A 25,654-nucleotide genomic window follows, 5' to 3' on the forward strand; every position below is an offset into this window, starting at 1 on the left:
GTTAGTTGGCGAGGGACTTGGTGACGACTTCGAGCACGTCTTTCGACAGGGCCTTGGTTTCGGCGACTTTCTTCAGCGCGGCGTGCATTTTTTCCTGCAGGGCCGGTGCGTACTTGCGCCAGCGATCGAGGCTGCGTGCCAGGCGAGCGGCGACCTGCGGGTTGATGGCGTTGAGCGCAATCACCTGCTCGGCCCAGAATTCGTAGCCGCTGCCGTCGATCGCGTGGAACTGCGAGGGATTGGCGTTGCAGAAACTGAAGATCAGGCTGCGCGCACGGTTCGGATTCTTCAGCGTAAAGGCCGGATGCTGCATCAGTTCGCGTACGGCCTTGACGTCGGTGGTGCGCGCCGTGGCCTGCAAGGAGAACCACTTGTCGACGACCAGCGCCTCCTGTTCAAACTCTTCATAGAAGCGCTCCAGCGCCGCCACCTTGCCGGGCGCGCTGCTGTTGGTCAGCGCGGTGAGCGCAGCGATGCGATCGGTCATGTTGTTGGCGTGGTCGTACTGGTTCTGCGCGAGCTGGTGCGCGTCGGCATCGTCGAGTTCGATCAGGTAGGCAAGCGTGAGGTTTTTCAGGGCGCGCTTGCCGCACGATTCGGGATCGGGCGTGTAACTGCCCGGCGTGCGATTGGATTGATACGCGACCAGCCAGTCGACGCGCAAGGCACTGGCCAGCGAGCGGCGCAGGAACTGGCGCACCGCGTGGATGGCGTGCGGATCGATCACGTCCATCTGTTCGGCCACCACGGTTTCCGACGGCAGGATCAGCGCAAGTTCGCGGAACGCGGGGTCGAGCACGGTGTCGTTGAGCGTTGCGCGAAACGCCTTGTTGAGGACATTTTCCGCCAGCTCCGCGTCGCTGAGCGCGTGGTTTTCCAGCACTGCGGAGGTCAGCTTCAGCATGCGGCGCATCGCCAGGCGCTGCCCGGCTTCCCAGCGGTTGAAGGCATCGCTGTCATGCGCCATCAGGAAGGCGAGCTCGTTGTCGGTGTACTCGATATCGAGCACGACCGGCGCGGAAAAGTCGCGCAGCACCGATGGCACCGGCTGTTGCGGCACCTGGGTGAAACGGAAGGTCTGGCTGCGCTCGGTCAGTTCCAGCACCATGGTCGTCGGCGCGGCGCCGTCGTTGTTGATGCCTTCGCAATGCAGAGGCAGGTCATTGCCACGGCTGTCGAGCAGGCCGATTGCGATTGGAATATGCAGCGGCTCCTTGCTCGCCTGGCCCGGCGTCGGCGGGCAGGATTGCGTGAGCGTGAGCGTGCAGGTCTGCGCATCGACGTCGTATTGCGCTTCCACTTTCACATGCGGCGTGCCGGCCTGGCTGTACCAGCGCTCGAACTGCGACAGGTCGCGGCCGTTGGCGTCAGCCATGGCGGCGCGGAAATCGTCGCAGGCCACCGCCTGGCCGTCATGGCGCTGGAAATACAGGTCCATGCCCTTGCGGAAGCCTTCGCGGCCGAGCAGGGTCTGGTACATGCGCACTACTTCGGCGCCCTTTTCATAGACCGTGACGGTGTAGAAGTTGTTGATCTCGACATAGGAATCGGGACGCACCGGATGCGCCATCGGCCCCGCATCTTCCGGGAACTGCGCCTGGCGCAGCACGCGCACGTCCTCGATGCGCTTGACCGCGCGGCCGCTCGCCGAGCCGATCATGTCGGCGGAAAACTCCTGGTCGCGGAATACGGTGAGGCCTTCCTTCAGCGACAGCTGGAACCAGTCGCGGCAGGTGACGCGATTGCCCGTCCAGTTGTGGAAGTACTCATGGCCGACTACCGATTCGATGCCCGCGTAGTCGGTGTCGGTCGCAATGCGCGGATTGGCCAGCACATACTTGGTGTTGAAAATGTTCAGGCCCTTGTTTTCCATCGCGCCCATGTTGAAGTCGCCGACGGCGACGATCATGAAGCGGTCAAGGTCGAGTTCCAGCCCGAAGCGCTCCTCATCCCAGCGGATGCTGTTTTTCAGGGAATCCATCGCATGCTGGGTCTTGTCGAGGTTGCCCTCTTCCACCCAGACCTGCAGCAGCACTTCGCGGCCCGACTTGAGCGTATATTTTTCTTCCTGCCGAACCAGCTTGCCGGCCACCAGGGCGAACAGATAGGACGGTTTCTTGAATGGATCTTCCCATACCGCATAGTGACGGCCATCGCCCAGGTCGCCCTCTTCAACCAGGTTGCCGTTCGACAGCAGCACCGGGTATTTTTCCTTGTCGGCGCGCAGCATCACCTTGTATTTCGCCATCACATCCGGGCGGTCGGGGAAATAGGTGATCTTGCGGAAGCCTTCGGCTTCACATTGGGTGAAGAAATTGCCGTTGGACACGTACAGGCCCATCAGCGAGGTATTCAGGTTCGGATGGGTGACGGTTTCGATTTCCAGCGTCACCTCGTTCGGCGGATTGAAGATTTCCAGCGTTCCCTGCCCGAGCGTGTAGGCGCGCTTGGTCAAGGACTTGCCGTTCATGCGCAACTGCACCAGGCGCAAGGCTTCGCCGTACAGCAGAAGGCTCTTGCCTTTGCTGGCGGGGTTGCGCCGCAAGGTCAGGCGGGTGGCTACGCGGGTTGACTCGGGATCGAGGTCGAAACCCATTTCGACGGTCTCAACCAGGAAGCCGGGCGGCGTGTAGTCCTTGCGATAAATCGTCTGCGGAGTGTCTGTACGCATATGGGGGCTTGAATCAGAGGAAAATGGCGCAAACTGGTATTCTACCAACCCGTGGATAGAGGGTGTATTGACTTGTATTAGGCGGTGCTGCGTTCTTGCGCAAACGCATGTACCTCCATGGCCGGTCAAGCATCGAGAGGAGCCCCGCAGCATGAAGAAGTCATCCCTTGCGTTTTTAGCGGTCGGAACAGCCTTGCTGCTGGCCGCCTGTACACAAGAGCAACAAAACAAGATCAGCCGCTCGGTGCAGAACTGGACCGGAACCAACGGCGTGCTGGAGTTCTATGCCGGCGACAAGCTGGTGCGGCGCTTCATCCATATCGACAAGATCTCGACGGCCATGGGCACCGACGACAACAGGCCGCGCTCCTACCGCTACGGCTACGGCGTGCTGGACGAAAACTTCAACATGGTGGCCGATTCCGGCGAAAAGAAGGTCTACTTCGAAATCAGTGATTTCGGCTCGAATTACATCTTCTTTGAAAGTCCGCGCTGAGCGCCCATTGCCCCATTATTGACACAAAAGCGTTACAAAAACTTACGTAATTTTTTTGCCGCTGGTCTATTCTGAATTTGAATCAAAGAGCCTATGCACGCTGGAGAAAATCGATGAAAGCCTGGCTGATCGCCGTTGTCATGGCGGTAACTAGCGTCCTGGTAGCGGGCTGTGGCACCACCATCCAGAGCAATGTCACGGCCTTCCATGAATGGCCGGAAAGCCTGCCGGACAAGCACTACGTGTTCGAGCGCACCAAGGATCAGAACAATAACCTCGAATACCTCAACTACGAGAACCTGGTCCGCGCCGAGCTGAACCGGCTCGGATTCATGGAAGCCTCGCCGTCGGTCAAGCCGACGCTCAAGGTCGCCATCAGCTACCGCATCGATGGCCGCGACGTGCGCGAAGTCTATCCCGTGGTCGTCAACCCCAATCCCTACTGGTACGGTCCCGCCTGGTATGGCCCGCCCTGGCGCGGCTATTACAGCCCGTTCTACGATCCGTTCTGGTACGGCCCGCCCATGGTGGAACAACGCGTTTCGCAGTACCGCCTGTACACACGTCAGCTGCACGTCATGATCGCGCGCATGACGGACAACAAGCAGCTCTATGAAACCACCGTCGTCAGCGAAGGCACCAACGGCTCGCTTGCCGCGGTAATGCCTTACATGGTGCGCAGCGCGTTCGCGGATTTCCCCGGCAAGAGCGGTGTTCCGCATCGCGTGGAACTGAAAATGCAATAAGCGGCTCCGCCGCCCTCTGTCCGTCAGCTACCCACTATTTCCGCCAGCGCAGCCTGCAGTGCACGGCCGATCACGCCGCTCGTGGCGTGAATGCGGGTGCGGTCGGCGCACATGGCCTGTGCCAGTGCTTCATTCGTCAGCGCAAAGAGGAGCTGTCCCTGCCGCCCGGCGAACACGAAACGGCTGCGGCCCGGACTGATCCACATCAGCCGGCAATTCACTTTGCCGCCGTCATTGCGCACGAACTCCATCCAGCTGCCCGGCGCCAGGCTGTCGATCTGGCGCATGAAGTCGGCCAGCGCCGCTTCCTGCTGTTGCTGCGCGCGTTTGGCGAGCTGATGTTCGCTCGCCTTTTGCACGACGTTCATTCGCAGTTCGAGCTGATGGCGCGGCGTCAGTTCGGCCGGCATGCGCAAGGCCGAGGCGTGGCGCTCGGCGAGTTCGCTGAAAAACGCGTCGCGCTCTGCGCCTTCCCACTTGACCACATTGAGCCATGCATTGAGCATGGACAACAGCGCCGGCAGCCGCTCGACCAGATCCTTGCGTTCTTCCGGGCCGACCTTGGGCTTGACGCTCCAGATCAGGTCGTCCATGGCCTTGAGAACGTTAGTCAGCACCTCGGGTTTGGTGCTGCGCGTGCTGTAAGCAAAGCTAAGCACGCGCGACCACTGGTGTTGCAGAAATGTCTCGACAAACCCGGGCACCTCGCCGGTTTCGATCCGCGCGATCACATCTTCCTGCGCCAGTTGCTGCGCCTGTCCGATGTTTTCCTGTGTCGTCGCATCGGCGATCGCCTGATTCAACTTGCCCGCCAGAGCGTCATCGCCCTCGGTCGCAATCGATTGCAGTTCGGCGACGATCCTGTCGAAAGACGCCTCGCTGCCTTCCGGATCAACGCAATCCAGTACTTGCGCAATCCGCTCATGCAAAGGATCGGCGCTTCCCTTTTCAGGATCGCAGGCCAGGCCGGCCGTCAACACCGCATCGACCAGTCGCCGCGCCGGATGTGATTCACGGAAGAAGAATTCCTTGTCCGCCAGCGCCGCCTTGCGCAGCGGAACGCGCAGGACTTCGATCAGCTCGCGGACCGCGGGCGGGATGTCTTCATCGCGCCGCAATTGATCGAAAGCCTTGTCCAGCAATCCGACTGCACGCGCGTCGATGACGTTCAGGATGCCGTCCGGCGCCAGCCAGCGCCGCAGCTTCTCCTGCTCCGACGGCGTGAAGGAAAGTATCGGCGTGGTGCGTTTGCGTCGATATTCCTGTTCGGCGTCCGGCAAGACCTGACGGATCGCCAGTTCCTGGTTCAGCGCCTGCAGGATCGGCCCCAGTTGCAGGAATACCTCCGGCCGCATCTCCCGAAGCACAATACGCTGCGAGGCCGCATTCAAGTCAAACTTGCCCCACGCATTGCCGGCAGCCTTCAGGAAGATTTCGGCGCGAAACGGATTGGCTCGGATGCCGACCACTTCGGACTGCAGCCAATGGGCAATCCGCATGCCGAGGACGGCGAGTGCCTCCGCGTTGGCCGCATCGATGGCCTGGCTCAGGTTATCGATCAGCACCTTGCGTTCCATCGCGGCGAAGTCGACCAGCGACAAATCCATCGCGCCGCTTTCGAGCAGCGATTCGCCCTGCATGCCGGCCGCCTGCACGGCTTGCAGCAAGCTTTCCTGCAGACTCTCCGCAAGCAGACGATGAAAGGTGACGCGTTGGCGGTTCAGGTGCTCCGAGGCGCTGCGGCACAGCGCGGATTCATCCGAATCCTCGGCTTGCCCGGAGGTGGACAGTGCTTGCGCCAGGCGCGTGGTGAACCCATCGAACTGCGCGGCGCTCAGCCGCATGGCGGCAAACGCGAGCGTGTGCAGCAGCGCCATGCGATCAGGCGCGACGCCGGTCACTTCTCGCGGTGTTGTGTTGTCTGCCATGGTGCCGAACTTCGTTGCCTTTGCGCGTACGCTGTTCAGGAATACATTGCTTCCGAAGCGAAGGTAAGCACCACGATCAGCATCACGACGGCGGCGAGGACCAGCAGCAGGCGGCCGAACTTCGGCGTGCCTTCCGTCCCGGTCGCTTGTTCCGGTGGATGATTCATCGAATTCTCACGCTGCTCGTCCATGGCTCGCGCTCACGGCAGAAGAATGGTGGAGCCGGTCGTCTTGCGCGCTTCCAGGTCGCGGTGCGCCTGCGCCACGTCCTTCAGTGCATAGCGCTGGTTGACCTCGATCTTGACCTTCTTGCTCAGCACCATGTTGAACAGGTCGGCCGCCATCTTGTCGAGATCCTCGCGCTTGGCCGTATACGCAAACAGCGACGGCCGCGTGATGAACAGCGATCCGCGCGACGCCAGCTCGTTGAGGCTGAAGGGCGGCACCGGGCCGGACGCGCTGCCGAAGCTGACCATCATGCCCAGTGGTGACAGGCAATCAAGCGAACCGGTGAAGGTATCCTTGCCGATCGAATCATAGACCACGGGAACACCCTTGCCGCCGGTGATTTCCTTGACGCGCTCGACGAAGTTTTCCTTGTTGTAGTTGATGGTATGCGCGCAGCCGTGCGCCTTGGCCAGGGCCGCTTTCTCGTCGGAACCGACCGTGCCGATCATGGTCACGCCCAGCGCCCGCGCCCATTGGCAGGCGATCAGCCCGACTCCGCCGGCAGCGGCATGGAACAGAATGGTTTCACCGCCATGCAAGGGGAAGGTGCGATGAAACAGGTATTGCACCGTCAGGCCCTGCAGCATCATGGCGGCAGCCGTCTCGAAATCGATTCCGTCCGGCAGCTTGACCAGGATGGAAGCCGGCATCACACGCGCTTCCGCATACGCACCGGTCGGTCGCCCGGCGTACGCGACGCGATCACCTACCTTTACATGGGTGACGCCTGCGCCCACCGCTTCCACCGTGCCCGCGCCTTCCATGCCCAGGCCGGCCGGCAGCGGCTGCGGGTAGGCGCCGGTGCGGAAGTAGACATCGATATAGTTCAAGCCGCAGGCGGCCTGGCGCACGCGCACCTCGCCCGGCCCCGGCTCTCCCACCTCGACATCCACGTACTCCATCACTTCAGGGCCGCCGACTGCGTTGATTCGAATTGCCTTCGCCATGCTTGCTCCTCAAGTGTTGTGATTGTGATGATGATGCGGCACCATCTGCGCGAGCAGCAGTTTGGCCGACACGATATTGGTGGCACAGGGAATATTGTGCACGTCGCAGGCGCGCACCAGCGCGTTCACATCCGGCTCGTGCGGATGCGCGGTCATCGGATCGCGCAAGAAGATCACGCAGTCGATCCTGCCTTCGACCAGTTCGGCGCCGATCTGCAGGTCGCCGCCGAAGGGGCCGGACAGCTTGCGCTCCACCGTCAGCCCCACTTCATCATGCAAGCGCTTGCCGGTCGTGCCGGTCGCCACCAGGATGCACTGGCGCAGCAAATCGGCATGCTCGGATGCCAGTTCGACCATCTCGTCCTTCTTCTTGTCGTGTGCAATCAATGCAATTCGCTTCTTCACCGCAACCTCTCAAAACGTTCCAGGATAATTTCCGCCGTCCAGCAGGACGTTCTGCCCGGTCATGTAACCGGCATGCACGCTGCACAGGAAGGCGCACAGCGCACCAAACTCCGCCGGCGTGCCGAAGCGCTGCGCCGGAATCTGCACGCGACGCGCGGCGTACACCTCATCGATGCTCTTGCCGGATGAACCGGCGGCAGCGCCCAGCGTCTTCTTCAGCCGGTCGGTATCGAACTGTCCCGGCAGCATATTGTTGATCGTCACATTGTGGGCCACCGTCTTGCGCGCCAGGCCGGCCACGAAACCGGTCAAGCCGGAACGTGCTCCGTTGGACAGGCCGAGGATATCGATCGGAGCCTTCACCGCACTCGATGTGATGTTGATGATGCGACCGAAACGGCGCGACATCATGCCGTCGACGGTCGCCTTGATGAGTTCGATCGGTGTGAGCATGTTGGCGTCCAGCGCCGCGATCCAGTCGTCGCGCGTCCAGGTCCGGAAATCCCCGGTCGGCGGTCCGCCGGCGTTGGTGACGAGGATGTCCGGCTGCGGACAGGCGGCCAGCGCCTTCGCACGGCCGTCGGCGCTTGTGATGTCGCAGGCCACCGCCGTCACCGTCACTCCGGTCTTCTGGCGAATCTCGGCGGCGGTCGCTTCCAGCACATCGGCGGTACGCGCCACCACTGTCACATGCACGCCTTCGGCGGCCAATGCTTCCGCGCAACCGCGCCCCAAGCCCTTGCTGGCGCCGCAGACCAGCGCCGTTTTTCCCTTGATTCCCAGATCCATGCTGTTTCCTATGCCTTTTTCCTAGACAATAAATAAATTCCGGCAAGCACCAATGCTGTGCCGGCCAACTGAATCCCGGTGACGGGTTCCCCCAGGATCACTGCTCCCATGAACAAGGTCGACACAGGCCCGACCATGCCGGCCTGCGACGCGGTCGCCGCGCCAATACGGGCCACGGCGATCATTGTCAAAAATACCGGGAATACCGTGCAAAACACGGCATTCACCAGCGACAGCCAGTACACCGGCACCGGCTGCGTCAGCATCGAAACCGGGCGCAGCAGGAAAAACTGCACGATGCATGCCACGCAAGCCGAGCACATTGCATAAGCCACCAGCCGCATCGCGCCGACGCGCCGAACCAGATGGCCGGATTGCAGCAAGTACAGCGCATACAATACCGCACTCCCGAGCACGAATGCACTGCCGAGGCCGACATTGGCGCCGCCGAGTCTGACATCATGCAAAAAAACCAATACCGTGCCGAGATAGGCCGTGCCCAGCGCCAGCCATTCCAGCCTGGTGATTTTCTTGTGCAGGAAGAAGACCGAAATGAGCAGCACGAAGGAGGGCGTGAGAAACAGGATCAGGCGCTCCAGCCCGGCCGAGATGTATTGCAGCCCGATAAAATCGAAGAAGCTCGACAGGTAATAGCCGAGCATGCCGAGCACGGCAACCCAGGCGCGCTCGATGTTGGTCAGGGGCGTCGAAATCCTCGCCTGCCAGATCGCAATGGCGGCAAAGAACGGCAGCGAAAAGATCATGCGAAACGCGATCAGCGTCACGGCATCGACATGGTAGCGGTAAATCAGTTTGGCAACGATCGCCTTGGCGGAGAACAGGATCGCGCCGGCGATCGCGATGGCGAGCCCGGTGAGAAATGCCTGGCGCGCGGGAGATTGTGCGGAAGAAGAAAGCATCCGGCGATTTTACGCCGCGAATGATTTTCTTACATTTCACTGAAAAAACGGAACATATCGGTCCACGGAAGACACGGAAAACACGGAATGACTGTTTCCGTGATTTCTGTGCTTTCCGTGGACATCTTCTACTTCTTCATGATCGACCCCAGCACGCCGCGGATGATTTCGCGCCCGACCTGCGAACCGATGCTGCGTGCGGCCGACTTGACCATTGCCTCCACCATCGTGTCCTTGCGGCGCCCGACGCCGCTGCCGCCGAACAGGCCGCCCAGCGCATCCTTGAAGGTGTCGCCCAGCGACGGGCCGCTCGGCTGTGGTTGCTGCGGCTGCTGCGGTTGCTGTTGCTGCGTGCCGCCGTTGACCGGCGGCGCTTTCGGCGTTTGCGGCATCTCGGTGGCGACCCGGCCCTTCAGCTTTTCGTAGGCGGATTCGCGATCGACGACTTTTTCATATACGCCGGCAACGATCGAGCTGCGCATGATTTCACTGCGCTCGGCGTCGCTGACCGGGCCGATTTGGGAAGCCGGCGGCAGGATGAAGGCGCGTTCGACGATGTTCGGCCGCCCTTTTTCGTCGAGGAAGGACACCAGCGCCTCGCCGACGCCAAGCTCGGTAATCGCCTGCGCGGTGTCGAGTTGCGGATTGGGACGGAAGGTCTCCGCCGCTGCCTGCACCGCCTTCTGGTCGCGCGGCGTGTAGGCGCGCAAGGCATGCTGCACGCGGTTGCCAAGCTGCCCAAGCACGGTGTCGGGAATATCGAGCGGGTTTTGCGTCACGAAATACACGCCGACACCCTTGGAGCGGATCAGCCGCACGACTTGTTCGATCTTTTGCAGCAAGGGCTTCGGCGCCTCATCGAACAGCAAATGCGCTTCGTCGAAGAAGAACACCAGCTTGGGCTTGTCGAGATCGCCGACTTCCGGCAAGTGCTCGAACAATTCCGACAACATCCACAACAGGAAAATCGCGTACAGGCGCGGCGAGTTGAGCAGCTTGTCGGCGGCCAGGATGTTGACCACACCCTTGCCCTGCGCGTCGGTCTGCATGAAATCGTCGATGTTGAGCATCGGTTCGCCGAAAAAGCGGTCACCGCCCTGCTCCTCGATACCGATCAGACCGCGCTGGATGGCGCCGATGCTGGCGGCGGAAATGTTGCCGTATTCGGTTTGCAACTCACCCGCATGCTCGGCCACATGCTGCAGCATCGCGCGCAAGTCCTTGATATCGAGCAGCAGCAAGCCATGGTCGTCCGCGACTTTGAACACCAGTTGCAGCACGCCCTGCTGCACTTCGTTCAGGTTCAGCATGCGCGACAGCAAAAGCGGCCCGAGATCGGAAATCGTGGCACGCACCGGATGACCTTTTTCGCCGAAGACATCCCAGAAAGTGACCGGACAGGCGGACCAGGCTGGTTCTTCCAGCTTCAGCAGGTCGAAGCGCTCCTTGATGCGCGGCGTCGGCGAACCCGGTTTTGCCAATCCGGAAAGATCGCCCTTGACGTCGGCCATGAACACCGGCACGCCGATGTCCGACAAGGCTTGCGCCAGCGTTTGCAGGGTGACGGTCTTGCCGGTGCCGGTGGCGCCCGTGATGCAGCCATGGCGATTGGCGAGATTGGGCAACAGTACGAGCTCTTGCTGCTGGTGCTTGGCGATCAGAAGTGGTTTCGGCATTGTTCGGCGGGCTTTCCGAGAGGTTTTGACAGAGGGCGATATGGTAAAATTGTAGATTGGTTTTCGGCTCGGTACTCACTTATTTTGGATCAGATTCTGCGCCAAAATCCGTGATCCCGACCTTCTCTCGTTCATTTCCAAGAAAGATTTGCCATGGCTGGACACAGTAAATGGGCCAATATTAAGCACAAAAAAGCTGCAACCGATGCAAAACGCGGCAAGATCTGGACGCGTTTGATCAAGGAGATCACGGTTGCCGCGCGCATGGGCGGCGGCGACATCGCCAGCAACCCGCGCCTGCGTCTCGCGGTGGACAAGGCCGCCGACGCCAACATGCCGAAGGACAACGTCAACCGTGCGATCCAGCGCGGTACCGGCGGCCTGGATGGTGCGAACTATGAAGAAATCCGCTACGAAGGCTATGGCATCAACGGCGCGGCGATCATCGTCGATTGCATGACCGACAATCGTGTGCGCACCGTGGCGGAAGTGCGCCATACCTTTTCCAAGTTCGGCGGCAACATGGGCACCGAAGGTTCGGTCGCGTTCCTGTTCAAGCACTGCGGCCAGCTGTACTTTGCGCCGGGCACGAATGAAGATGCGCTGATGGAAGCCGCGCTCGAAGCCGGCGCCGAGGACGTGATCACTGACGAAGAAGGCGGCATCGAAGTCCTCACTGCCCCGAACGATTTCTCCGCGGTCAAGGATGCGCTGGAAAAAACCGGATTCAAGGCCGAAATGGCGGAGATCATCATGAAGCCCTCGACTGAAACCGTGTTCACCGGCGACGACGCGGTCAGGATGCAAAAATTGCTGGACGCCCTGGAGAATCTCGACGACGTGCAAGAGGTCTATACCAACGCCGTCATTGAAGAATAGCCTCCTCCGGCACAAGGCAACGCGGCCGGCCGGCAAGATGGCTTGCAGTGTTGCATTATGTGAGCCATCCAGGAAGTTAGCCTTTCGCTTTACCCGTTTCACAAGTAAATTAGGTAGTGCATGCAAAACGCTTGCACTACCCACTAACTGTTTTTGCACCTCATGAAAATTCTGGTAGTCGGCTCAGGCGGCCGCGAACATGCCCTGGCTTGGAAGCTTGCGCAATCCGAGCGGATCCAAATGGTTTATGTTGCACCGGGCAACGGCGGAACCGCGCTCGACGCACGCCTGGAGAACGTCGACATCACCGATCCGGTATGGCTCGCGCAATTCGCGATCAAGGAACATGTCGCGCTGACCGTCGTCGGTCCGGAAGTTCCGCTGGCGGCCGGCATCGTCAACATCTTCCGCGAACAGGGTCTGAAGATTTTCGGACCGACCAGGGAAGCCGCGCAACTCGAAAGCTCGAAGGACTTCGCCAAGGCCTTCATGAAGCGCCATCGCATTCCGACCGCCGATTACCAGACCTTCTCCGATGCCCAGGCTGCACGCAAGTACATCAACCAGAAAGGCGCGCCGATCGTGATCAAGGCCGACGGACTGGCCGCCGGCAAGGGCGTCGTGGTGGCGATGACGATCGAGGAAGCGCATGCGGCCGTCGACATGATGCTGTCGGATAACAAGCTCGGCGACGCCGGCGCGCGCGTCGTGATCGAGGAATTCCTCGCCGGCGAGGAAGCCAGTTTCATCGTGATGGTGGACGGCAAGCATGTGCTGCCGCTGGCCACCAGCCAGGACCACAAGCGTTTGAAGGATGGCGACGAAGGCCCGAACACCGGCGGCATGGGCGCCTATTCGCCCGCTCCTATCGTCACACCGTCGCTGCATGCGCGCATCCTGCGCGAAATCATCAACCCGACTGTGCTCGGCATGATGAAGGACGGCATTCCGTTTACCGGCTTCCTGTATGCCGGCGTCATGATCGACGCCAAGGGCAATCCGAAGACATTGGAATTCAACTGCCGCATGGGCGACCCTGAAACGCAGCCGATCATGGCGCGTCTCAAGACCGATCTGGTCGGCGTCATGGAACATGCGGTCAACGGCACGCTCGACCAGGTCGAACTGGAATGGGACCGCCGCACCGCACTGGGCGTCGTGATGGCCGCCGCCGGCTATCCGGAGGCGCCGCGCAAGGGCGACGTGATTACCGGCATCCCCGAGGAATCGTCCAACTGCATCACTTTCCACGCAGGAACTAACACGGTCGGCGGCAAGCTGGTCACCTCCGGCGGACGCGTGCTGTGCGTGGTCGGCTTGGGCGACAGCGTCCGTATTGCCCAGAAGAATGCCTATGACGTGGTCGACAACATCCACTTCGATGGCGCGCAATTCCGCCGTGACATCGGGTGGCGGGCATTGAAGCGGCATAGCTAGTTCTCACCCCGTCATCATCCTTGTTGCCCTCCCTTCCTGCCTGTGCAGCGAAGGGAGCAGCGGGTTGCCCAGCGTCAGTTGCGTCAATTTGCAATAAAATTCGTGCAAATCCGCGCTGCATTCGTGCACCAATTACCGATCAGCACTCATCGACTACACCCGTGACTATCTCGCCCGACACCGTCAGAACCTACCTCCTCGACCTGCAACTGCGCATCGTCGCCGCGCTCGAACAGGTGGACGGCAAGCAGTTCATTACCGACCAATGGGAACGACCGCATGGCGCAGGCCCGATTGCCGGCGGCGGCATTTCGCGCATTCTCGAAGAAGGCAATGTGCTGGAGCGCGGCGGCATCGGCTTTTCGCATGTGAGCGGGACCAGCCTGCCGCCGACGGCGGCGGCCAACCGTCCCGAGATTGCCGGCCGCAGCTGGGAAGCGATGGGCGTGTCGCTGGTGATGCATCCCCGCAATCCCTACGCCCCGACCTCGCACATGAACGTGCGTTTTTTCACCGCGACCAAGGAAGGCGAAGAGCCGGTCTGGTGGTTCGGCGGCGGCATGGACCTGACGCCCTACTACGGCTTTGAAGAGGACGTGAAGCACTTCCACCAGGCTTGCCGCGATGCGCTCGCGCCCTTTGGCAGCGACCTGCATCCGCGCTTCAAGAAATGGTGCGATGAATACTTCTACCTGAAGCATCGCAAGGAGCCGCGCGGGGTAGGCGGCATTTTCTTCGACGACTTCCACGAACTCGGTTTCGAGCAAAGCTTCGCCATGATCAAGAGCGTTGGCGACCATTTCATCGATGCCTATGTGCCGCTGCTGCAGCGTCGCAAGGACATGCCCTATGGCGAGCGCGAGCGCGATTTCCAGGCATATCGCCGCGGACGCTATGTCGAATTCAATCTCGTGTTCGATCGTGGTACCCTGTTCGGCTTGCAATCCGGCGGCCGCACCGAATCGATCCTGATGTCGATGCCGCCGGTGGTCAAATGGCGTTACGACTGGGCACCCGAGCCGGGCACGCCGGAAGCGAAGCTGTATACTGACTTCTTGCCGCTGCGGGAATGGGTGTGACGGGGCGCTGCATCGCCTTGCTGGGAGGCAGTTTCGACCCGGTGCACAACGGCCACGTCGCGCTCGGCAAGTATTTCGCCACCTTGCTGACGCCGGATGAGCTGCGTGTCATCCCCGCCGGAAAACCGTGGCAAAAGGATGGTCTGCACGCTTCTCCCGAACACCGTGTCGCGATGGTCAAGCTGGCCTTCGACCGCCTGCCGGTGCCGGTTGTGGTGGATCCGCTGGAAATCCTGCGCGGCAGTCCGACCTATACCATCGATACCCTGCGTGCGGTGCGCGAGGAACTCGGGCCCGAGGTTTCGCTCGCGTTCCTGATTGGCGCCGACCAGTTGCAACAGCTGCATACCTGGAAAGAGTGGCGGCAACTGTTTGATTACGCGCATATCTGCGCCGCTTCCCGGCCCGGCTTTGCCATGGATTCCGCCCATGTCCCTGCGGAAGTCAGCCGGGAATTCGCCCGGCGCGACGCAACACCGCAACAAATCCGCGAAACATCGCATGGATTGACCACTATCGCGACCAATCTGGCCGTCGATATTTCCGCAACCCATATCCGGGCAGCACTGGAACGGGGCGAGCGGGCCGACGCGCTGATCCCGCCCGGGGTGCTAGACTATATAAAACAACACCACCTTTATACCTAATGGACATCAAAAAACTGCAAGCCATCGTCATCGACGCCCTGGAAGACGTCAAGGCCCAAGACATCCGCGCCTACGACACCGTACACCTGACCAGCATGTTCGACCGCCTTGCGATCGCTTCCGGCACCTCCAACCGCCAGACCAAGGCACTGGCCGCGTCAGTGCGCGACAAGGTCAAGGAGCATGGCGGCAACGTCGTCAGCATCGAAGGCGAAGAAACCGGCGAGTGGGTACTGGTCGATCTGGGCGACATGGTGGTGCACATCATGCAACCGGCGATCCGAGACTACTACCGCCTGGAAGAGATCTGGGGCGACAAGGAAATCAAGCTCGGCGCCGCCAAGCGCATTTCCAAGCGCACCGCTTCCGAAGAGACGGAAGAAGCACCGAAGAAGCGTTCCCGCCATCTCGCCGCAAGCCAGACCACGGTCGACGACGAGCCGAAGAAGCCGGCGCGCAAGACCGCGGCAAAGACGGCGACCAAGCCGGCAACGAAAACAACGGCCGCCAAGTCGCCCGCCAGGAAAACCGCGAAGACTCCCGTCGGCAAGACCGTGAAGGTTGCCGCCGCCAAGACCGCCGCGCCGAGAAAGACGGCGACCAAGCGCGCCAGCACCAAAAAAGCTGCCGAATAAGCACGGCGGGCGGCCTCCATGCAGCTCGTTATCGCGGCGGTCGGCCACAAGATGCCTGCCTGGATCGAGGATGGATTCGGCGAATATGCCAAGCGCATGCCGCCGGAATGCCGTCTCCAGCTCAAGGAGATCAAACCGGTCGAGCGCTCCGGCAGCCGGACCGCCGAAACCGTGATGGCGCAGGAGCGCGCAAAGATCGAAGCCGCCATTCCGAAAGGTTCGCGCGTCATTGCACTGGACGAGCGAGGCAAGGATCTGACGACCATGCAACTTTCGCAACTTCTGACGCAGTGGCAACAAGACGGGCGTGATGTTACATTCGTGATAGGCGGCGCGGATGGGCTGGATGCCGGATTCAAGGCGTCCGCCGATATGCTGGTCCGGATATCCAGCCTGACCCTGCCGCATGGAATGGTGCGCGTCCTGCTCGCGGAGCAGTTGTACCGCGCCTGGTCAATTACCCAGAATCACCCGTACCACCGCGTTTAAACTCGCAAGGCTTCATGAAATCGGCAAACCAAAAGATTTACCTCGCGTCCAAGAGCCCTCGCCGCCGCGAGCTGCTGCGCCAGATCGGCGTCGACTTCGAACTGCTGTTGCTGCGCGATCAGGCGCCGCGCGGGCCGGAGGTCAGTGAAGAGGTCTTGCCGAACGAACAGGCGGACGCCTATGTGACACGCGTGACGCGCGAAAAGGTCGAGCATGCGGCGAAAGTCATGCTGATGCGCCGTCTCCCGCTGCGTCCTATCCTGTCCGCCGACACCACCGTGGTCATCGACGGCCGCATTCTCGGCAAACCCGCCAACGAGAACGAGGCGATGGACATGCTGCGCCTGCTGTCCGGCCGCACGCACCAGGTGATGACCAGCGTGGCGCTGCACAAGGACGAGAACATTACCCAGATCACCCAGATTTCAGACGTCACCCTGGCAACGCTGACCGAGGACATGATGCGCGCCTACTGCGCGACGTCCGAGCCTTACGACAAGGCCGGCGGCTACGGCATCCAGGGGTTTGCAGCGGTATTCGTGCAACGCATTGCCGGCAGCTACACCGGCATCATGGGCCTGCCGCTGCATGAAACCGCAGAATTACTCAATCAGGCCGGTATCCCCGTTTTATGAGCGAAGACATCCTCATCAATATCACCCCGCAGGAAACGCGGGTTGCATTGATACTCCAGGGCGCAGTACAGGAACTCCATATCGAACGCACGCTGTCGCGCGGCATGGCAGGCAACGTGTATCTTGGCAAAGTGGTGCGCGTGCTGCCCGGCATGCAATCCGCCTTCATCGACATCGGGCTGGAGCGTGCCGCCTTCCTGCACGTGGCCGATATCTGGGAAGCGCGTCCGCACGACAATCCGAACGCGACGCAGACGCCGATCGAAAAGCTGCTGTACGACGGCCAGTCGGTCATGGTACAGGTCATCAAGGATCCGATCGGCACCAAGGGCGCGCGCCTGTCGACGCAAATCTCGATTGCGGGCCGCATGCTGGTCTATCTGCCGCAGGATTCTCACATCGGCATCTCGCAGCGCATCGAAAACGAAAGCGATCGCGAGCTGCTGAAGAGCCGCGTGCAGAAGCTGCTGCCGCCCGAAGAGAAAGGCGGCTTCATCATCCGCACCATGGCGGAAGACGCGTCCGAGGCCGACCTGCAGATGGACATCGACTACCTGCGCAAGACCTGGTCCACCATCACGCAGCAAGCCAAGACCAATCCGGCACCGACGCTGCTGTACCAGGATCTGAATCTGGCGCAGCGCGTGTTGCGGGATTTCGTGAACGATGAAACCTCGACCATCCAGATCGACTCGCGCGAGAATTTCCAGAAGCTGCAGCAGTTCGGCACCACCTATACGCCTTCGGTCCTGTCGAAGCTGGTGCACTACACCGGCGAGCGGCCCTTGTTCGATCTGTACGGCGTCGAAGAGGAAATCCAGCGCGCGCTGGGCCGGCGCGTGGACCTGAAGTCGGGCGGCTACCTGATCATCGACCAGACCGAGGCAATGACCACGATCGACGTCAATACCGGCAGCTATGTCACCGGTCGCAATTTCGACGACACGATCTTCAAGACCAATCTGGAAGCGGCGCATGCCATCGCGCGCCAGCTGCGGCTGCGCAATCTGGGCGGCATCATCATCCTCGACTTCATCGACATGGAAAATGTCGAGCATCGCAACGCGGTGCTCAGCGAGCTGAACAAGGCCTTGTCGCGCGACCGCACCAAGGTATCGGTGTCCGGGTTCTCGCAACTCGGCCTGGTCGAGATGACGCGCAAGCGAACGCGCGAATCGCTGGCCCACATCCTGTGCGAAGTCTGCCCGGCCTGCGGCGGCAAGGGCCAGGTAAAAACCGCGCGCACCATTTGCTACGAAATCCTGCGCGAGCTGCTGCGCGAGGCCAAGCAGTTCAACCCGCGCGAATTCCGCATCCTTGCTTCGCAGGTCGTGGTCGACATGTTCCTCGAAGAAGAATCGCAGCATCTGGCAATGCTGGGCGACTTCATCGGCAAGCCGATCTCGCTGCAGGTCGAGACGATCTACCATCAAGAGCAGTACGACATCATCCTGATGTAGGCCGGCTGCCACCAGCGGCGCGCCGGCAATACAGTTGCTCGCAAACGTCGCTGGTGGTCGCTGCTGGTCATCGGCGGTTGTTCACGACCGATCGATGAGGCTATCGATACGTTCGTTCCGCCAGGCTACGGGCGGCGATAATAATCACATGCGTCACCATTCGGTGATCCAGTCCCTTCGACGTAGTTTTCTCCCAGCCAGGCCATGACATTTTTCGCATACTGGATACGTTCTTGCGAATGCGGATCCAGCGGGACTTCATACAGTTTTTCAAAACTGCACACCGCGCCGATGAGCGTCTTTTCCGCTGACACTGCCGGCACTACATTGGCGAAGCCCGGATCGAACCCCAGTTCATTACCGAAATGGTTAAAATTAGCGCATTGGCTCGACGAAGGAATCTTCATTTTCGTAGCCAGATTAATGAGCTTGACCTTCCTGTCCTCCCCCCATTGTGCAATTCCATATCCAGTCCTATCGACGATATCGCCATCCTTGGATGCCTCACCAAGTGTGCCGGTTTCTTGTTTGATGCCGGAATTCAAGCCACTCTCCAACAAGAGATTTCCGACGACGCCCGCAGCTTGCGCCGATGTGAAATTAAATAGGTGCCGCAGTTCTTTTACATACGCCACGGCGAGTTGCTGTTTCTGTGCGTCGCTGTTCATGGTCGTTTGTGGATTCCCACTCAGAAACGAATTGCCGTCTCCCGGCAGGCACGCGGAGTTTATGCTGCCCACTCCTTGCGTCGAATGGGCCGCCGATGTGTCCTGAGTTGTGTTTGCATATTGCGTGGGGGACGTTTGTTTCTGGACATCGGTAGTAGTGGTCGTCTGAGGATCCGCAACAAACGAATTGCCTCCTCCCGGACTGCCACCGGGGCAAGTACCACCCGACTTGAATAGAGTTGCGATCGTCGGATTCCACCCTGTGCCCGCGTAGTCTGTTTGCGTGACCAGTGCGGTATAGACCTTGCCTTGATAAGACACCACGTCACCGGCTCGATAAGTGCCGCCTTCGCTCCAGGCCGCACACCCTTCTGTTGATGGCGGCGCTGCAGTGCCGCTGCATTGTCCGCCAGGACGGTAAAGACTCCCGACAGTCGGGTTCCAACCCGCTCCCTGATAGGCGGTATGCGAGACAAGTGCCGTATAGGTCTGTCCATTGTAGGTGACAACCTCGCCCGCCTGATATGTGCCACCGTCAGCCCAGGCGACACACGGTGGCGTTGAAGTGGCGTATGCCGATGCACACGCCAACTGAGCCACTACCAACGCAATGCCCGCCGGGCATATCTCCCTGATCTTATTCATGATGCACCTTCAAAATGCCATCGTTCGCATCACTCGTCGCCGGCTATTTGTGCGAATAGCCGGCGACTTCGAGGCTTAGAAAACCACTGCCAATCTGCCGTTGCAACGCAGGGAGCTGGCATCGTCATAGGTATCAATCTCCGCCGGGTTGCCGCGATGCACATACCCCTCGCCTTTTTTCAGTTTGCTGTACAAATACCCGGCGGCGGCATTATGCGGCCCGTTAGGACCGCCCATTGCGGAGTTAGGGTTGTTACGATCGTTCGAAAGACGATCCTGGAAGGGGCTCTTGATTCCCCAATTTCCGGCCCTGACCTCTGGCGGAGCACCGGCAATGATGTCACCCAGATAGCCGGAATGCTGTCCATCCTCACAGAACATGCGTATATTGGAATTGGCGCCGTAGATGTAGCTCACGTCGAACCAGGAAGCATGAATTTTCTCCTCGAAAAATGCTTCGCCCTGACTCCATGCGGAGCCGTCGCCTTTCCTGCTCGCGAAGTTGGGGCCGGTATTCAGGCCGAATGGGATATCGACATAGCCCCCCGCAGCGATCGTAAATATCCCATGCAAAGGCACAGTGGGCTTGACACCCTCTGGCAAGGCTTGCCCGGCCTGCATAACGATCTCCGTCGTAATCACCTCATTGGTCGTATTGCTGAACCTGACGGTGGTCCAGTTGTTCGCAAAACCATGTGGCGGCTTCTGATTGCCTGATCCACCGCCAGTATCCACGTACGACTTAGCGACGGTCGAATTAGACGATGTATTCGATCCGTCCGGTTGCGGGCCAGGATAATAATCGCACGCGTCACCGCTTGCGGAGCCATGCCCTTCGACATAGCTTTCCCCAAGCCAGCTCATGATGTTTCTCGCCAGCTGGATACGGTTACTGGAATTCGGATCCTTCGGGATTTGATACAGCTTTTCAAAGCTGCACACCGCACCGATAAGATTCTTTTCGGCATGCACTGCAGGTATCACCTTTGCGAATGTCGGCTCAAAGATCAGTTCATTACCGAGATGGTTAAAGTTAGCGCATTGGCTCGAGGTCGGAATCTTCAATCCCGCCGCCACTTCAATGAGCTTGAACTTCCTTTCCATGATCCATTGAGCGACGCCATAGCCCGTCCGGTCGACCGCGTCGCCTTGCTTGACCGCCTCGCCAAGTGAACCAGTGACATTTTTCATTCCGGAATTCAGACCGCTCTCCCACAGGAGATTTGCGACAACGCCTGCAGCTTGCGTCGAAGTCAAATTAAATATGTGCTGAAACTCTTTTACATAAGCCACGGCGAGTTGTTGTTTCTGTGCCTCGGTGTTCACGGTCGTTTGAGGGCTCGCACTCAAAAACGAATTGCCGTCTCCGGGCAGACACTGGATCGGTAGCTCCGTGTTCGGCGTTTGTTGGGCATATGCCGACGTGCACGCCAATTGTGCAACGACCAATGCAATGCCCGTCAGCTGAACTTTCTGAATCCCTTTCATGGCGTTCCTTCAAAAATGTCATGTTTCGAATCACTCTCCGCCATCTCGAGATGCCAATCGCTGGCGAGATTGTCGATAAGTGGTATGCCGTCAACCGTGGTTCCGCGAATTTCTCTCCATCACGCATTGATCCACGCTTCAAGTCCAATGTTAAAGACAGCGATTCCTGTGCAACTCGGCAGGTGTTGATCCAGCGCTTGATATTGGCAGTGACCTGATCGTTTTTTTGGACCAGGCTAATTTGGAACAGGGCCGCTTAATAAAGCTGTTTCTGCGTTCATGCAGAGCGGTTCTGAGGTTTCGTAATTCAGACTTGAATGCGGTCGTAATACTGCCGACAATCCTCGATGAGGACCTCGGTTTCAGACGATTCCTGAACCATTCGATAGCCAGATTTTTGTCGCGAACCTTGCACAGGCGGCCGCTTACCGAACCCAACACCTTCCGGTCCAGGAAAAACCCGGATACGACGCGATCCATAGTGCGGATACTGGCGCGATAATCGACGTGGAGAGTGCTACCCGCGTACTCTTCTGCGGCAGAGTCGGGGGCATACAGCAAGCCGGATCTTGCCACCTGCATGAACGCACCAGCTCGACGTTGAGAGATTTCTCGCTCAACGCCGTACAGTGTCGTATTTCGTCCAGCCGGTGCACTCACCATTCTTTGCTTGAAATCTCCCCCATCATTTCGACGCCGAGCCCTCGATCTGCCGGCACCTTCTTGAACCGCCCATCATCGAAGCATTCATACAGCAAGGCCAACTGCGCCATTTCTAGAACAAGACCGAGCTCACTCCATGCTCATGACACAGCTCCGACATCGGGCACCACCATCCGCTTGTTTCAGGATGTCGATGATCTGGCTTTCTGAGAAACGCGACTACTTCATGTAAAACTTTCTCGTTCTAAATTGGAGAAAATCCAACTTTCAACACCGCTTACTTTCTGGGAGGAATACCGAACGGGTTCTTCCAGACATGCTGTTGGTGATCGTGGTCCGGTCCGGGGCCTGGGCCATTCTCCTGTTTAGGCGGAGAGTCCTCGTTGGATGGCCAATTTATCGGACATGGTCCGTACTTCTCAAGCGGGCCCACTTTCCATTTGCAGATCTTCCCGTCCGGATCAACTGGAATAGGGCCGTGATTCGTTTCAGGCTTCGTTACCTTTATCGGACCTGGGCCGCGAATATTGCTAGGCGATGAGCCCCCGCTCTTTGATTTATCCTTGCCAGGACCAGGCGATGAGCCCCTGCTCTTTGTTTTATCCTTGCCAGGACCAGGCGATGAGGTCGATATAAATCCCTTGACAGGATAATGATCGCACACGTCAGCACTAGGGGTGCCGTACCCTTCGACATAATGTTCCCCAAGCCAGTTCATGATGTTTCTCGCCAGCTCAATACGGTTACTGGAATTCGGATCCTTCGGGGCTTGATACAGCTTTTCAAAGCTGCACACCGCGCCAACAAGATCGTTTTCGGCATGCACTGCAGATATCACCTTTGCGAATCTCGGCTCAAAGAGCAGTTCATTACCGAGAAAGTTAAAATTAGCGCATTGGCTCGACGTAGGAATCTTCATTTTCTTAGCCAGGTCAACGAGCTTGGCTTTTCTATCCTTAATCCATTGTGCGACGCCGTAGCCAGTACCATCGGCTGCGCCGTCATTCAACTGCTCCTCGCCAAGTGAGCCATTACCTTTCATTCCTGAATTTAAGCCGCTCTCCCACAGGAGATTCGCGACAATGCCCGCGGCCTGCATCGGTGTGAAGCCAAATAGGTACTGCAGTTCTTTTACATAAGCCACGGCGAGTTGTTGCTTCTGTGCCTCCGTGTTCACGGTCGTTTGAGGGCTCGCACTCAAAAACGAATTGCCGTCTCCCGGCAGACACTGTGGGTGCTCAAACACCATCCTTGCGGTCATCCCCTCTTCCTGGGTCGACGACGTCGCAGCATATGCGGTTGTGCACGCGAATTGAGCCACTGCCAAAGCAATGGCCGTCAGATGAATCTTCTTAATTCCTTTCATGGCGTTCCTTCAAAAGTGTCATTTTTCGAATCACTCTGCGCCACCTCCTGGTGCCAATCGCTGGCGAGATCGTCGATAAGTGGTTTGCCGTTAACCGCGGTTCCGGGAATTTCTCTCCATCACGCGCTACTCCACGCTTCCGGCACTTCCCAACGTCAAACGAAGGCGATTCTTGCGTGGTTCGACAGGTGTTGACCAGGCACGCGATAAAGACAGGAACCGAAGGAACAGACGAAACCACTCAACAACGAGCAAAGATGAACAGTGCATGAATGGCGATCAGGTGAGCCCGGTACGGACGTCGTGAGAATGACCGACGTCTTTCCGGCTTCAATAGAACGCATGGGAACGAATAGTTTGTTTTATACGAGGGGAACAAATGGATCGCGGTCTAAGCAGGAGTCATGGGGCGCCGGGCCTCATTGGCACTCTGGGTCAGTCGGGCAGCTTGGGCAACTTAGGCGGTCTGGGCCAGCCGGGCATCCAGGATACTCACACAAAGAATAAAGCCGCCGAGTTCCCAAGTTCTCATCGTGCGAACAAACAACGAGCAGGACATGTCCCCATACAAGATGCAAAAGGAAAAATCGTCGCCAGTCGAGAGCAACATTCGATTCCCATCTCAGGCGTGTCGATCCGGTACCAAGGAGAGCAAAGAGTCAGGAAGGATCACGCTGTCAGCGGCGCTATACAAGCAATCCCGCCGCGCAGAAGAAGGCGTGGCAAAAGGAAAACCGGCCTGTTTGGAAAACTGGGAAATTTGTTCAATGAATTTGTAGCGAGGCCGATTGGGAAGTTGACGAAGGCGATAGGAAGTCTTGGAAAGCCCATCAGGCAATTGGCAAGATAGATCACAGAACGGGAAGAGAAGCTCGCGAATGCAACAGTGTTAGAGCCACGCCTTTAAAGATGCGAGTTCTATCTAGAAAAAATTTTCCTCTATTCACATGAGCGATCATCGGTCAAACACATGCGAACACGTTCGAACAGCTCCTTCCCCCTTGCAGGGGGAAGGTTGGGATGAGGGTAGTGCGTTCGAGTAATAATCTTGGTGTCTCGAACCCACCACCCCCTCCCTAGCCTTCCCCCTTACAGGAGGAGGGAACCGTTCGCTCTTGTTTTTAAGCGATGCCAAGTGCACGAGAGTTTGAGATAAATCTTCATTCACCACTCGGTGCATTGAACTTGTCATGACCTTTAAAGGGGTGAGTGTTAGAGCCCATTTCGACAGAGCTGCCCCCCCCCCCACGCGCATGACGGCGAATATGGCACCGGCCAACCGCCAGGGCGAGAAACCGTGGGCCACACTGGCGAACATAGTGAGGGCGCGGTCTGAGGGCGTGACATTCCACACAATCGACATCAGCAAGAATTCATGAAAATGGGTGACGTCGTTCAGATGGCAAAAAAGATGCTGGGAACGAATAGCCTTTTTTATACGGAGAGTACAAATGCCACCGAGCCTTTCAGGACCGAGCCAAAGTCCGCGCGGACACAACGGAAATTCAAATCCGGGTTTTGGTGCTACACCCGGTGTTCAACATAGCGTCGGGACCTCTCAGGGGACGTCTCCGCCTGCGGGACTGGTAGCGGCGCCCGCGACAAAGGTTCGGCGCCCTGGAGCGGCGCAGTTAAATACTTCCCTGGATACGAATGCGTCGGGTGATGGGCTTTTGCCTCCTGATTCGCCCCTTTGGAAGAGATCCGAGGGAAACCGTCGACGCTTTCTTTCGACGTCATCAGAAATTTCCATGACCGAGGAAACGGCGTCCGTCGATGAGCGCAGGCCCTCTGATACATCCCTTAAGAAAAGCCCCCAGGAAGCACCTGTGCTGCGAACGGAAAATCGTCCACGCACTCATTCAACCTCATCAAATATTTCCATGGTCCAGGAAACGGCGTCCGTCGAGGCGTCCGTCGACGAGCGCAGGCCCTCCGATGCGTCCCTTAAGAAAAGCCCCCAGGAAGCACCTGTGCTGCGAACGGGAAACCGTCCACGTACTCGTTCAACCTCATCAGATATTTCCATGGTCCAGGAAACGGCGTCCGTCGATGAGCGCAGGTCGTCTGATGCGTCCCTTAAGGAACGCCCCCAGAAAGCCGCTGAACAAGAACAAGAGAAGACAACCGATAAGGATGTGACTTCAAAAGAGTCGAGCAGTCATCCCTATTTGGACCGCATGAAAGAAAAATTCAAAAACGGCGCAGAAAGAGTGCTAACAGCGTTCGATAAGCGTTTGGTAAAACCGTTTAACGACACGTTTGACAAACATGTGAAAGAACCACTTGAACCAGTTTTAAAACCAATCGCCAGAGTACTAAAACCGGTTGCGGCATTGTTTAAAACGATAGCAAAAGCACTTGCAGTTGCCATGGTGCTTGCGGCGAAACTGCTTAACGAAATTAGGAAAATAGGTCAGGAAATCGCTGTTAACGCATGGAATTTACTCGCGCCGCATTTATTTGCTACCAGGGAGGTCATACTGAAGGTGATGAGGCCAATAGCGAAGCTATTCCAAAAGAAAAAGAAAGACCCGGCCGACAGTTCCACGGATGGCGAACAGGCCAATAATGACAAGTCAAACAAAGAAAACGAGACTCAAGATAACAATCCTTCAGGTCGCAACGAAACTGCTGAAACCTACGTCCTTGCGCAACAAGCCGCTCAGCAGGGGCGCCAACATTCTTGAGCTTCCTGATCTCGAGCGCACATGCTTTTCTTGCGGCGCTCCATGCCGGCCTGCACACCGCGCGCTC

Annotated in this window: 23 protein-coding genes; 12 read left to right on the forward strand and 11 right to left on the reverse strand. The window is 58.7% G+C overall.

Going from position 1 to position 25,654, the window contains the following annotated elements:
• Position 1: 1 nt before the first annotated feature.
• Positions 2–2,671 (reverse strand): aminopeptidase N, encoded by a 2,670-nt coding sequence (gene pepN / locus E6W33_RS11985; RefSeq protein ID WP_136417554.1) that lies wholly within the window; start codon positions 2,669–2,671, stop codon positions 2–4.
• A 151-nt stretch (positions 2,672–2,822) separates the two neighbouring features.
• Here pepN and E6W33_RS11990 point away from each other — a divergent pair, with 151 nt between their 5' ends.
• Complete coding sequence (locus E6W33_RS11990; protein ID WP_136417555.1) at positions 2,823–3,167, forward strand: hypothetical protein; 345 nt, start codon at positions 2,823–2,825, stop codon at positions 3,165–3,167.
• 113 nt (positions 3,168–3,280) lie between these two features.
• Positions 3,281–3,913, forward strand: a complete 633-nt coding sequence (locus E6W33_RS11995) for a DUF4136 domain-containing protein (RefSeq protein ID WP_136417556.1) — start codon at positions 3,281–3,283, stop codon at positions 3,911–3,913.
• 23 nt (positions 3,914–3,936) lie between these two features.
• Here E6W33_RS11995 and E6W33_RS12000 read toward each other — a convergent pair whose 3' ends face one another.
• The 7 genes from E6W33_RS12000 to E6W33_RS12025 all read right to left on the reverse strand — a co-directional run bounded on the left by E6W33_RS12000 (position 3,937) and on the right by E6W33_RS12025 (position 10,806).
• Positions 3,937–5,841 (reverse strand): DUF1631 family protein, encoded by a 1,905-nt coding sequence (locus E6W33_RS12000; RefSeq protein WP_136417557.1) that lies wholly within the window; start codon positions 5,839–5,841, stop codon positions 3,937–3,939.
• Between the two features lie 35 nt (positions 5,842–5,876).
• The gene (locus tag E6W33_RS27830) at positions 5,877–6,008 is read right to left on the reverse strand and encodes a hypothetical protein (protein WP_282183694.1); all 132 of its coding nucleotides are present in this window, start codon (positions 6,006–6,008) and stop codon (positions 5,877–5,879) included.
• 33 nt (positions 6,009–6,041) lie between these two features.
• Positions 6,042–7,016, reverse strand: a complete 975-nt coding sequence (locus E6W33_RS12005) for a quinone oxidoreductase (RefSeq protein ID WP_136417558.1) — start codon at positions 7,014–7,016, stop codon at positions 6,042–6,044.
• 9 nt (positions 7,017–7,025) lie between these two features.
• Complete coding sequence (locus E6W33_RS12010; protein ID WP_136417559.1) at positions 7,026–7,421, reverse strand: methylglyoxal synthase; 396 nt, start codon at positions 7,419–7,421, stop codon at positions 7,026–7,028.
• A gap of 9 nt (positions 7,422–7,430) precedes the next feature.
• Positions 7,431–8,210 carry an SDR family oxidoreductase gene (locus E6W33_RS12015; RefSeq protein WP_136417560.1) on the reverse strand — a complete coding sequence of 260 codons (780 nt, stop codon included), beginning with the start codon at positions 8,208–8,210 and terminating at the stop codon, positions 7,431–7,433.
• An 8-nt stretch (positions 8,211–8,218) separates the two neighbouring features.
• Entirely contained in the window at positions 8,219–9,130 is a 912-nt protein-coding gene (locus E6W33_RS12020) for a DMT family transporter (protein WP_136417561.1), read from the reverse strand.
• A gap of 128 nt (positions 9,131–9,258) precedes the next feature.
• Positions 9,259–10,806 (reverse strand): helicase HerA-like C-terminal domain-containing protein, encoded by a 1,548-nt coding sequence (locus E6W33_RS12025; protein ID WP_136417562.1) that lies wholly within the window; start codon positions 10,804–10,806, stop codon positions 9,259–9,261.
• A gap of 153 nt (positions 10,807–10,959) precedes the next feature.
• Here E6W33_RS12025 and E6W33_RS12030 point away from each other — a divergent pair, with 153 nt between their 5' ends.
• From E6W33_RS12030 to rng, 8 genes are all read left to right on the forward strand, one after another.
• Positions 10,960–11,685 carry a YebC/PmpR family DNA-binding transcriptional regulator gene (locus E6W33_RS12030; RefSeq protein ID WP_136417563.1) on the forward strand — a complete coding sequence of 242 codons (726 nt, stop codon included), beginning with the start codon at positions 10,960–10,962 and terminating at the stop codon, positions 11,683–11,685.
• 162 nt (positions 11,686–11,847) lie between these two features.
• Entirely contained in the window at positions 11,848–13,122 is a 1,275-nt protein-coding gene (gene purD, locus E6W33_RS12035) for a phosphoribosylamine--glycine ligase (RefSeq protein WP_136417564.1), read from the forward strand.
• A 161-nt stretch (positions 13,123–13,283) separates the two neighbouring features.
• Complete coding sequence (gene hemF, locus E6W33_RS12040; RefSeq protein ID WP_247869624.1) at positions 13,284–14,201, forward strand: oxygen-dependent coproporphyrinogen oxidase; 918 nt, start codon at positions 13,284–13,286, stop codon at positions 14,199–14,201.
• Positions 14,192–14,848 carry a nicotinate-nucleotide adenylyltransferase gene (locus E6W33_RS12045; RefSeq protein WP_136417565.1) on the forward strand — a complete coding sequence of 219 codons (657 nt, stop codon included), beginning with the start codon at positions 14,192–14,194 and terminating at the stop codon, positions 14,846–14,848. The genes hemF and E6W33_RS12045 overlap by 10 nt, the downstream gene beginning before the upstream one ends.
• The gene (gene rsfS / locus E6W33_RS12050) at positions 14,848–15,483 is read left to right on the forward strand and encodes a ribosome silencing factor (RefSeq protein WP_136417566.1); all 636 of its coding nucleotides are present in this window, start codon (positions 14,848–14,850) and stop codon (positions 15,481–15,483) included. The genes E6W33_RS12045 and rsfS overlap by 1 nt, the downstream gene beginning before the upstream one ends.
• Before the next feature lie 18 nt (positions 15,484–15,501).
• Positions 15,502–15,972, forward strand: coding sequence for a 23S rRNA (pseudouridine(1915)-N(3))-methyltransferase RlmH (rlmH, locus tag E6W33_RS12055; protein WP_136417567.1), 471 nt, complete (start codon positions 15,502–15,504; stop codon positions 15,970–15,972).
• 14 nt (positions 15,973–15,986) lie between these two features.
• Complete coding sequence (locus tag E6W33_RS12060; protein ID WP_136417568.1) at positions 15,987–16,607, forward strand: Maf family protein; 621 nt, start codon at positions 15,987–15,989, stop codon at positions 16,605–16,607.
• Positions 16,604–18,067: a ribonuclease G gene (gene rng / locus E6W33_RS12065; protein WP_136417569.1), complete on the forward strand. Its 1,464-nt coding sequence runs from the start codon at positions 16,604–16,606 to the stop codon at positions 18,065–18,067. The genes E6W33_RS12060 and rng overlap by 4 nt, the downstream gene beginning before the upstream one ends.
• Positions 18,068–18,192: 125 nt before the next feature.
• Here rng and E6W33_RS12070 read toward each other — a convergent pair whose 3' ends face one another.
• From E6W33_RS12070 to E6W33_RS12085, 3 genes are all read right to left on the reverse strand, one after another.
• Positions 18,193–19,380 carry a phage tail tip lysozyme gene (locus E6W33_RS12070; protein WP_168798621.1) on the reverse strand — a complete coding sequence of 396 codons (1,188 nt, stop codon included), beginning with the start codon at positions 19,378–19,380 and terminating at the stop codon, positions 18,193–18,195.
• A 75-nt stretch (positions 19,381–19,455) separates the two neighbouring features.
• Positions 19,456–20,868 (reverse strand): phage tail tip lysozyme, encoded by a 1,413-nt coding sequence (locus tag E6W33_RS12080; protein ID WP_136417570.1) that lies wholly within the window; start codon positions 20,866–20,868, stop codon positions 19,456–19,458.
• 940 nt (positions 20,869–21,808) lie between these two features.
• Complete coding sequence (locus E6W33_RS12085) at positions 21,809–22,897, reverse strand: phage tail tip lysozyme (RefSeq protein ID WP_136417571.1); 1,089 nt, start codon at positions 22,895–22,897, stop codon at positions 21,809–21,811.
• A gap of 557 nt (positions 22,898–23,454) precedes the next feature.
• Here E6W33_RS12085 and E6W33_RS12090 point away from each other — a divergent pair.
• Both E6W33_RS12090 and E6W33_RS12095 read left to right on the forward strand, forming a co-directional pair.
• Positions 23,455–23,676, forward strand: a complete 222-nt coding sequence (locus E6W33_RS12090; RefSeq protein ID WP_136417572.1) for a hypothetical protein — start codon at positions 23,455–23,457, stop codon at positions 23,674–23,676.
• A gap of 972 nt (positions 23,677–24,648) precedes the next feature.
• On the forward strand, positions 24,649–25,587 hold the full coding sequence (locus E6W33_RS12095) for a hypothetical protein (RefSeq protein WP_136417573.1): 939 nt from the start codon (positions 24,649–24,651) through the stop codon (positions 25,585–25,587).
• Positions 25,588–25,654: the final 67 nt, after the last annotated feature.

Source organism: Herbaspirillum sp. ST 5-3 (genome assembly GCF_004804275.1).
Classification (GTDB): Bacteria; Pseudomonadota; Gammaproteobacteria; order Burkholderiales; family Burkholderiaceae_D; genus Noviherbaspirillum.

What these genes read in the sequence shown, in the direction of transcription:
- E6W33_RS12090 (WP_136417572.1), top strand. Translation starts at nt 23,455, where the DNA reads ATGTCCCCATACAAGATGCAAAAGGAAAAATCGTCGCCAGTCGAGAGC.
- pepN (WP_136417554.1), bottom strand. Translation starts at nt 2,671, where the DNA reads ATGCGTACAGACACTCCGCAGACGATTTATCGCAAGGACTACACGCCG.
- E6W33_RS27830 (WP_282183694.1), bottom strand. Translation starts at nt 6,008, where the DNA reads ATGAATCATCCACCGGAACAAGCGACCGGGACGGAAGGCACGCCGAAG.
- E6W33_RS12030 (WP_136417563.1), top strand. Translation starts at nt 10,960, where the DNA reads ATGGCTGGACACAGTAAATGGGCCAATATTAAGCACAAAAAAGCTGCA.
- E6W33_RS12095 (WP_136417573.1), top strand. Translation starts at nt 24,649, where the DNA reads ATGACCGAGGAAACGGCGTCCGTCGATGAGCGCAGGCCCTCTGATACA.
- E6W33_RS12020 (WP_136417561.1), bottom strand. Translation starts at nt 9,130, where the DNA reads ATGCTTTCTTCTTCCGCACAATCTCCCGCGCGCCAGGCATTTCTCACC.
- E6W33_RS12045 (WP_136417565.1), top strand. Translation starts at nt 14,192, where the DNA reads ATGGGTGTGACGGGGCGCTGCATCGCCTTGCTGGGAGGCAGTTTCGAC.
- E6W33_RS12085 (WP_136417571.1), bottom strand. Translation starts at nt 22,897, where the DNA reads ATGAAAGGAATTAAGAAGATTCATCTGACGGCCATTGCTTTGGCAGTG.
- rng (WP_136417569.1), top strand. Translation starts at nt 16,604, where the DNA reads ATGAGCGAAGACATCCTCATCAATATCACCCCGCAGGAAACGCGGGTT.
- E6W33_RS12070 (WP_168798621.1), bottom strand. Translation starts at nt 19,380, where the DNA reads ATGAATAAGATCAGGGAGATATGCCCGGCGGGCATTGCGTTGGTAGTG.
- E6W33_RS12015 (WP_136417560.1), bottom strand. Translation starts at nt 8,210, where the DNA reads ATGGATCTGGGAATCAAGGGAAAAACGGCGCTGGTCTGCGGCGCCAGC.
- E6W33_RS12080 (WP_136417570.1), bottom strand. Translation starts at nt 20,868, where the DNA reads ATGAAAGGGATTCAGAAAGTTCAGCTGACGGGCATTGCATTGGTCGTT.
- E6W33_RS12060 (WP_136417568.1), top strand. Translation starts at nt 15,987, where the DNA reads ATGAAATCGGCAAACCAAAAGATTTACCTCGCGTCCAAGAGCCCTCGC.
- E6W33_RS12005 (WP_136417558.1), bottom strand. Translation starts at nt 7,016, where the DNA reads ATGGCGAAGGCAATTCGAATCAACGCAGTCGGCGGCCCTGAAGTGATG.
- E6W33_RS12025 (WP_136417562.1), bottom strand. Translation starts at nt 10,806, where the DNA reads ATGCCGAAACCACTTCTGATCGCCAAGCACCAGCAGCAAGAGCTCGTA.
- E6W33_RS11990 (WP_136417555.1), top strand. Translation starts at nt 2,823, where the DNA reads ATGAAGAAGTCATCCCTTGCGTTTTTAGCGGTCGGAACAGCCTTGCTG.
- purD (WP_136417564.1), top strand. Translation starts at nt 11,848, where the DNA reads ATGAAAATTCTGGTAGTCGGCTCAGGCGGCCGCGAACATGCCCTGGCT.
- E6W33_RS11995 (WP_136417556.1), top strand. Translation starts at nt 3,281, where the DNA reads ATGAAAGCCTGGCTGATCGCCGTTGTCATGGCGGTAACTAGCGTCCTG.
- E6W33_RS12000 (WP_136417557.1), bottom strand. Translation starts at nt 5,841, where the DNA reads ATGGCAGACAACACAACACCGCGAGAAGTGACCGGCGTCGCGCCTGAT.
- rlmH (WP_136417567.1), top strand. Translation starts at nt 15,502, where the DNA reads ATGCAGCTCGTTATCGCGGCGGTCGGCCACAAGATGCCTGCCTGGATC.
- rsfS (WP_136417566.1), top strand. Translation starts at nt 14,848, where the DNA reads ATGGACATCAAAAAACTGCAAGCCATCGTCATCGACGCCCTGGAAGAC.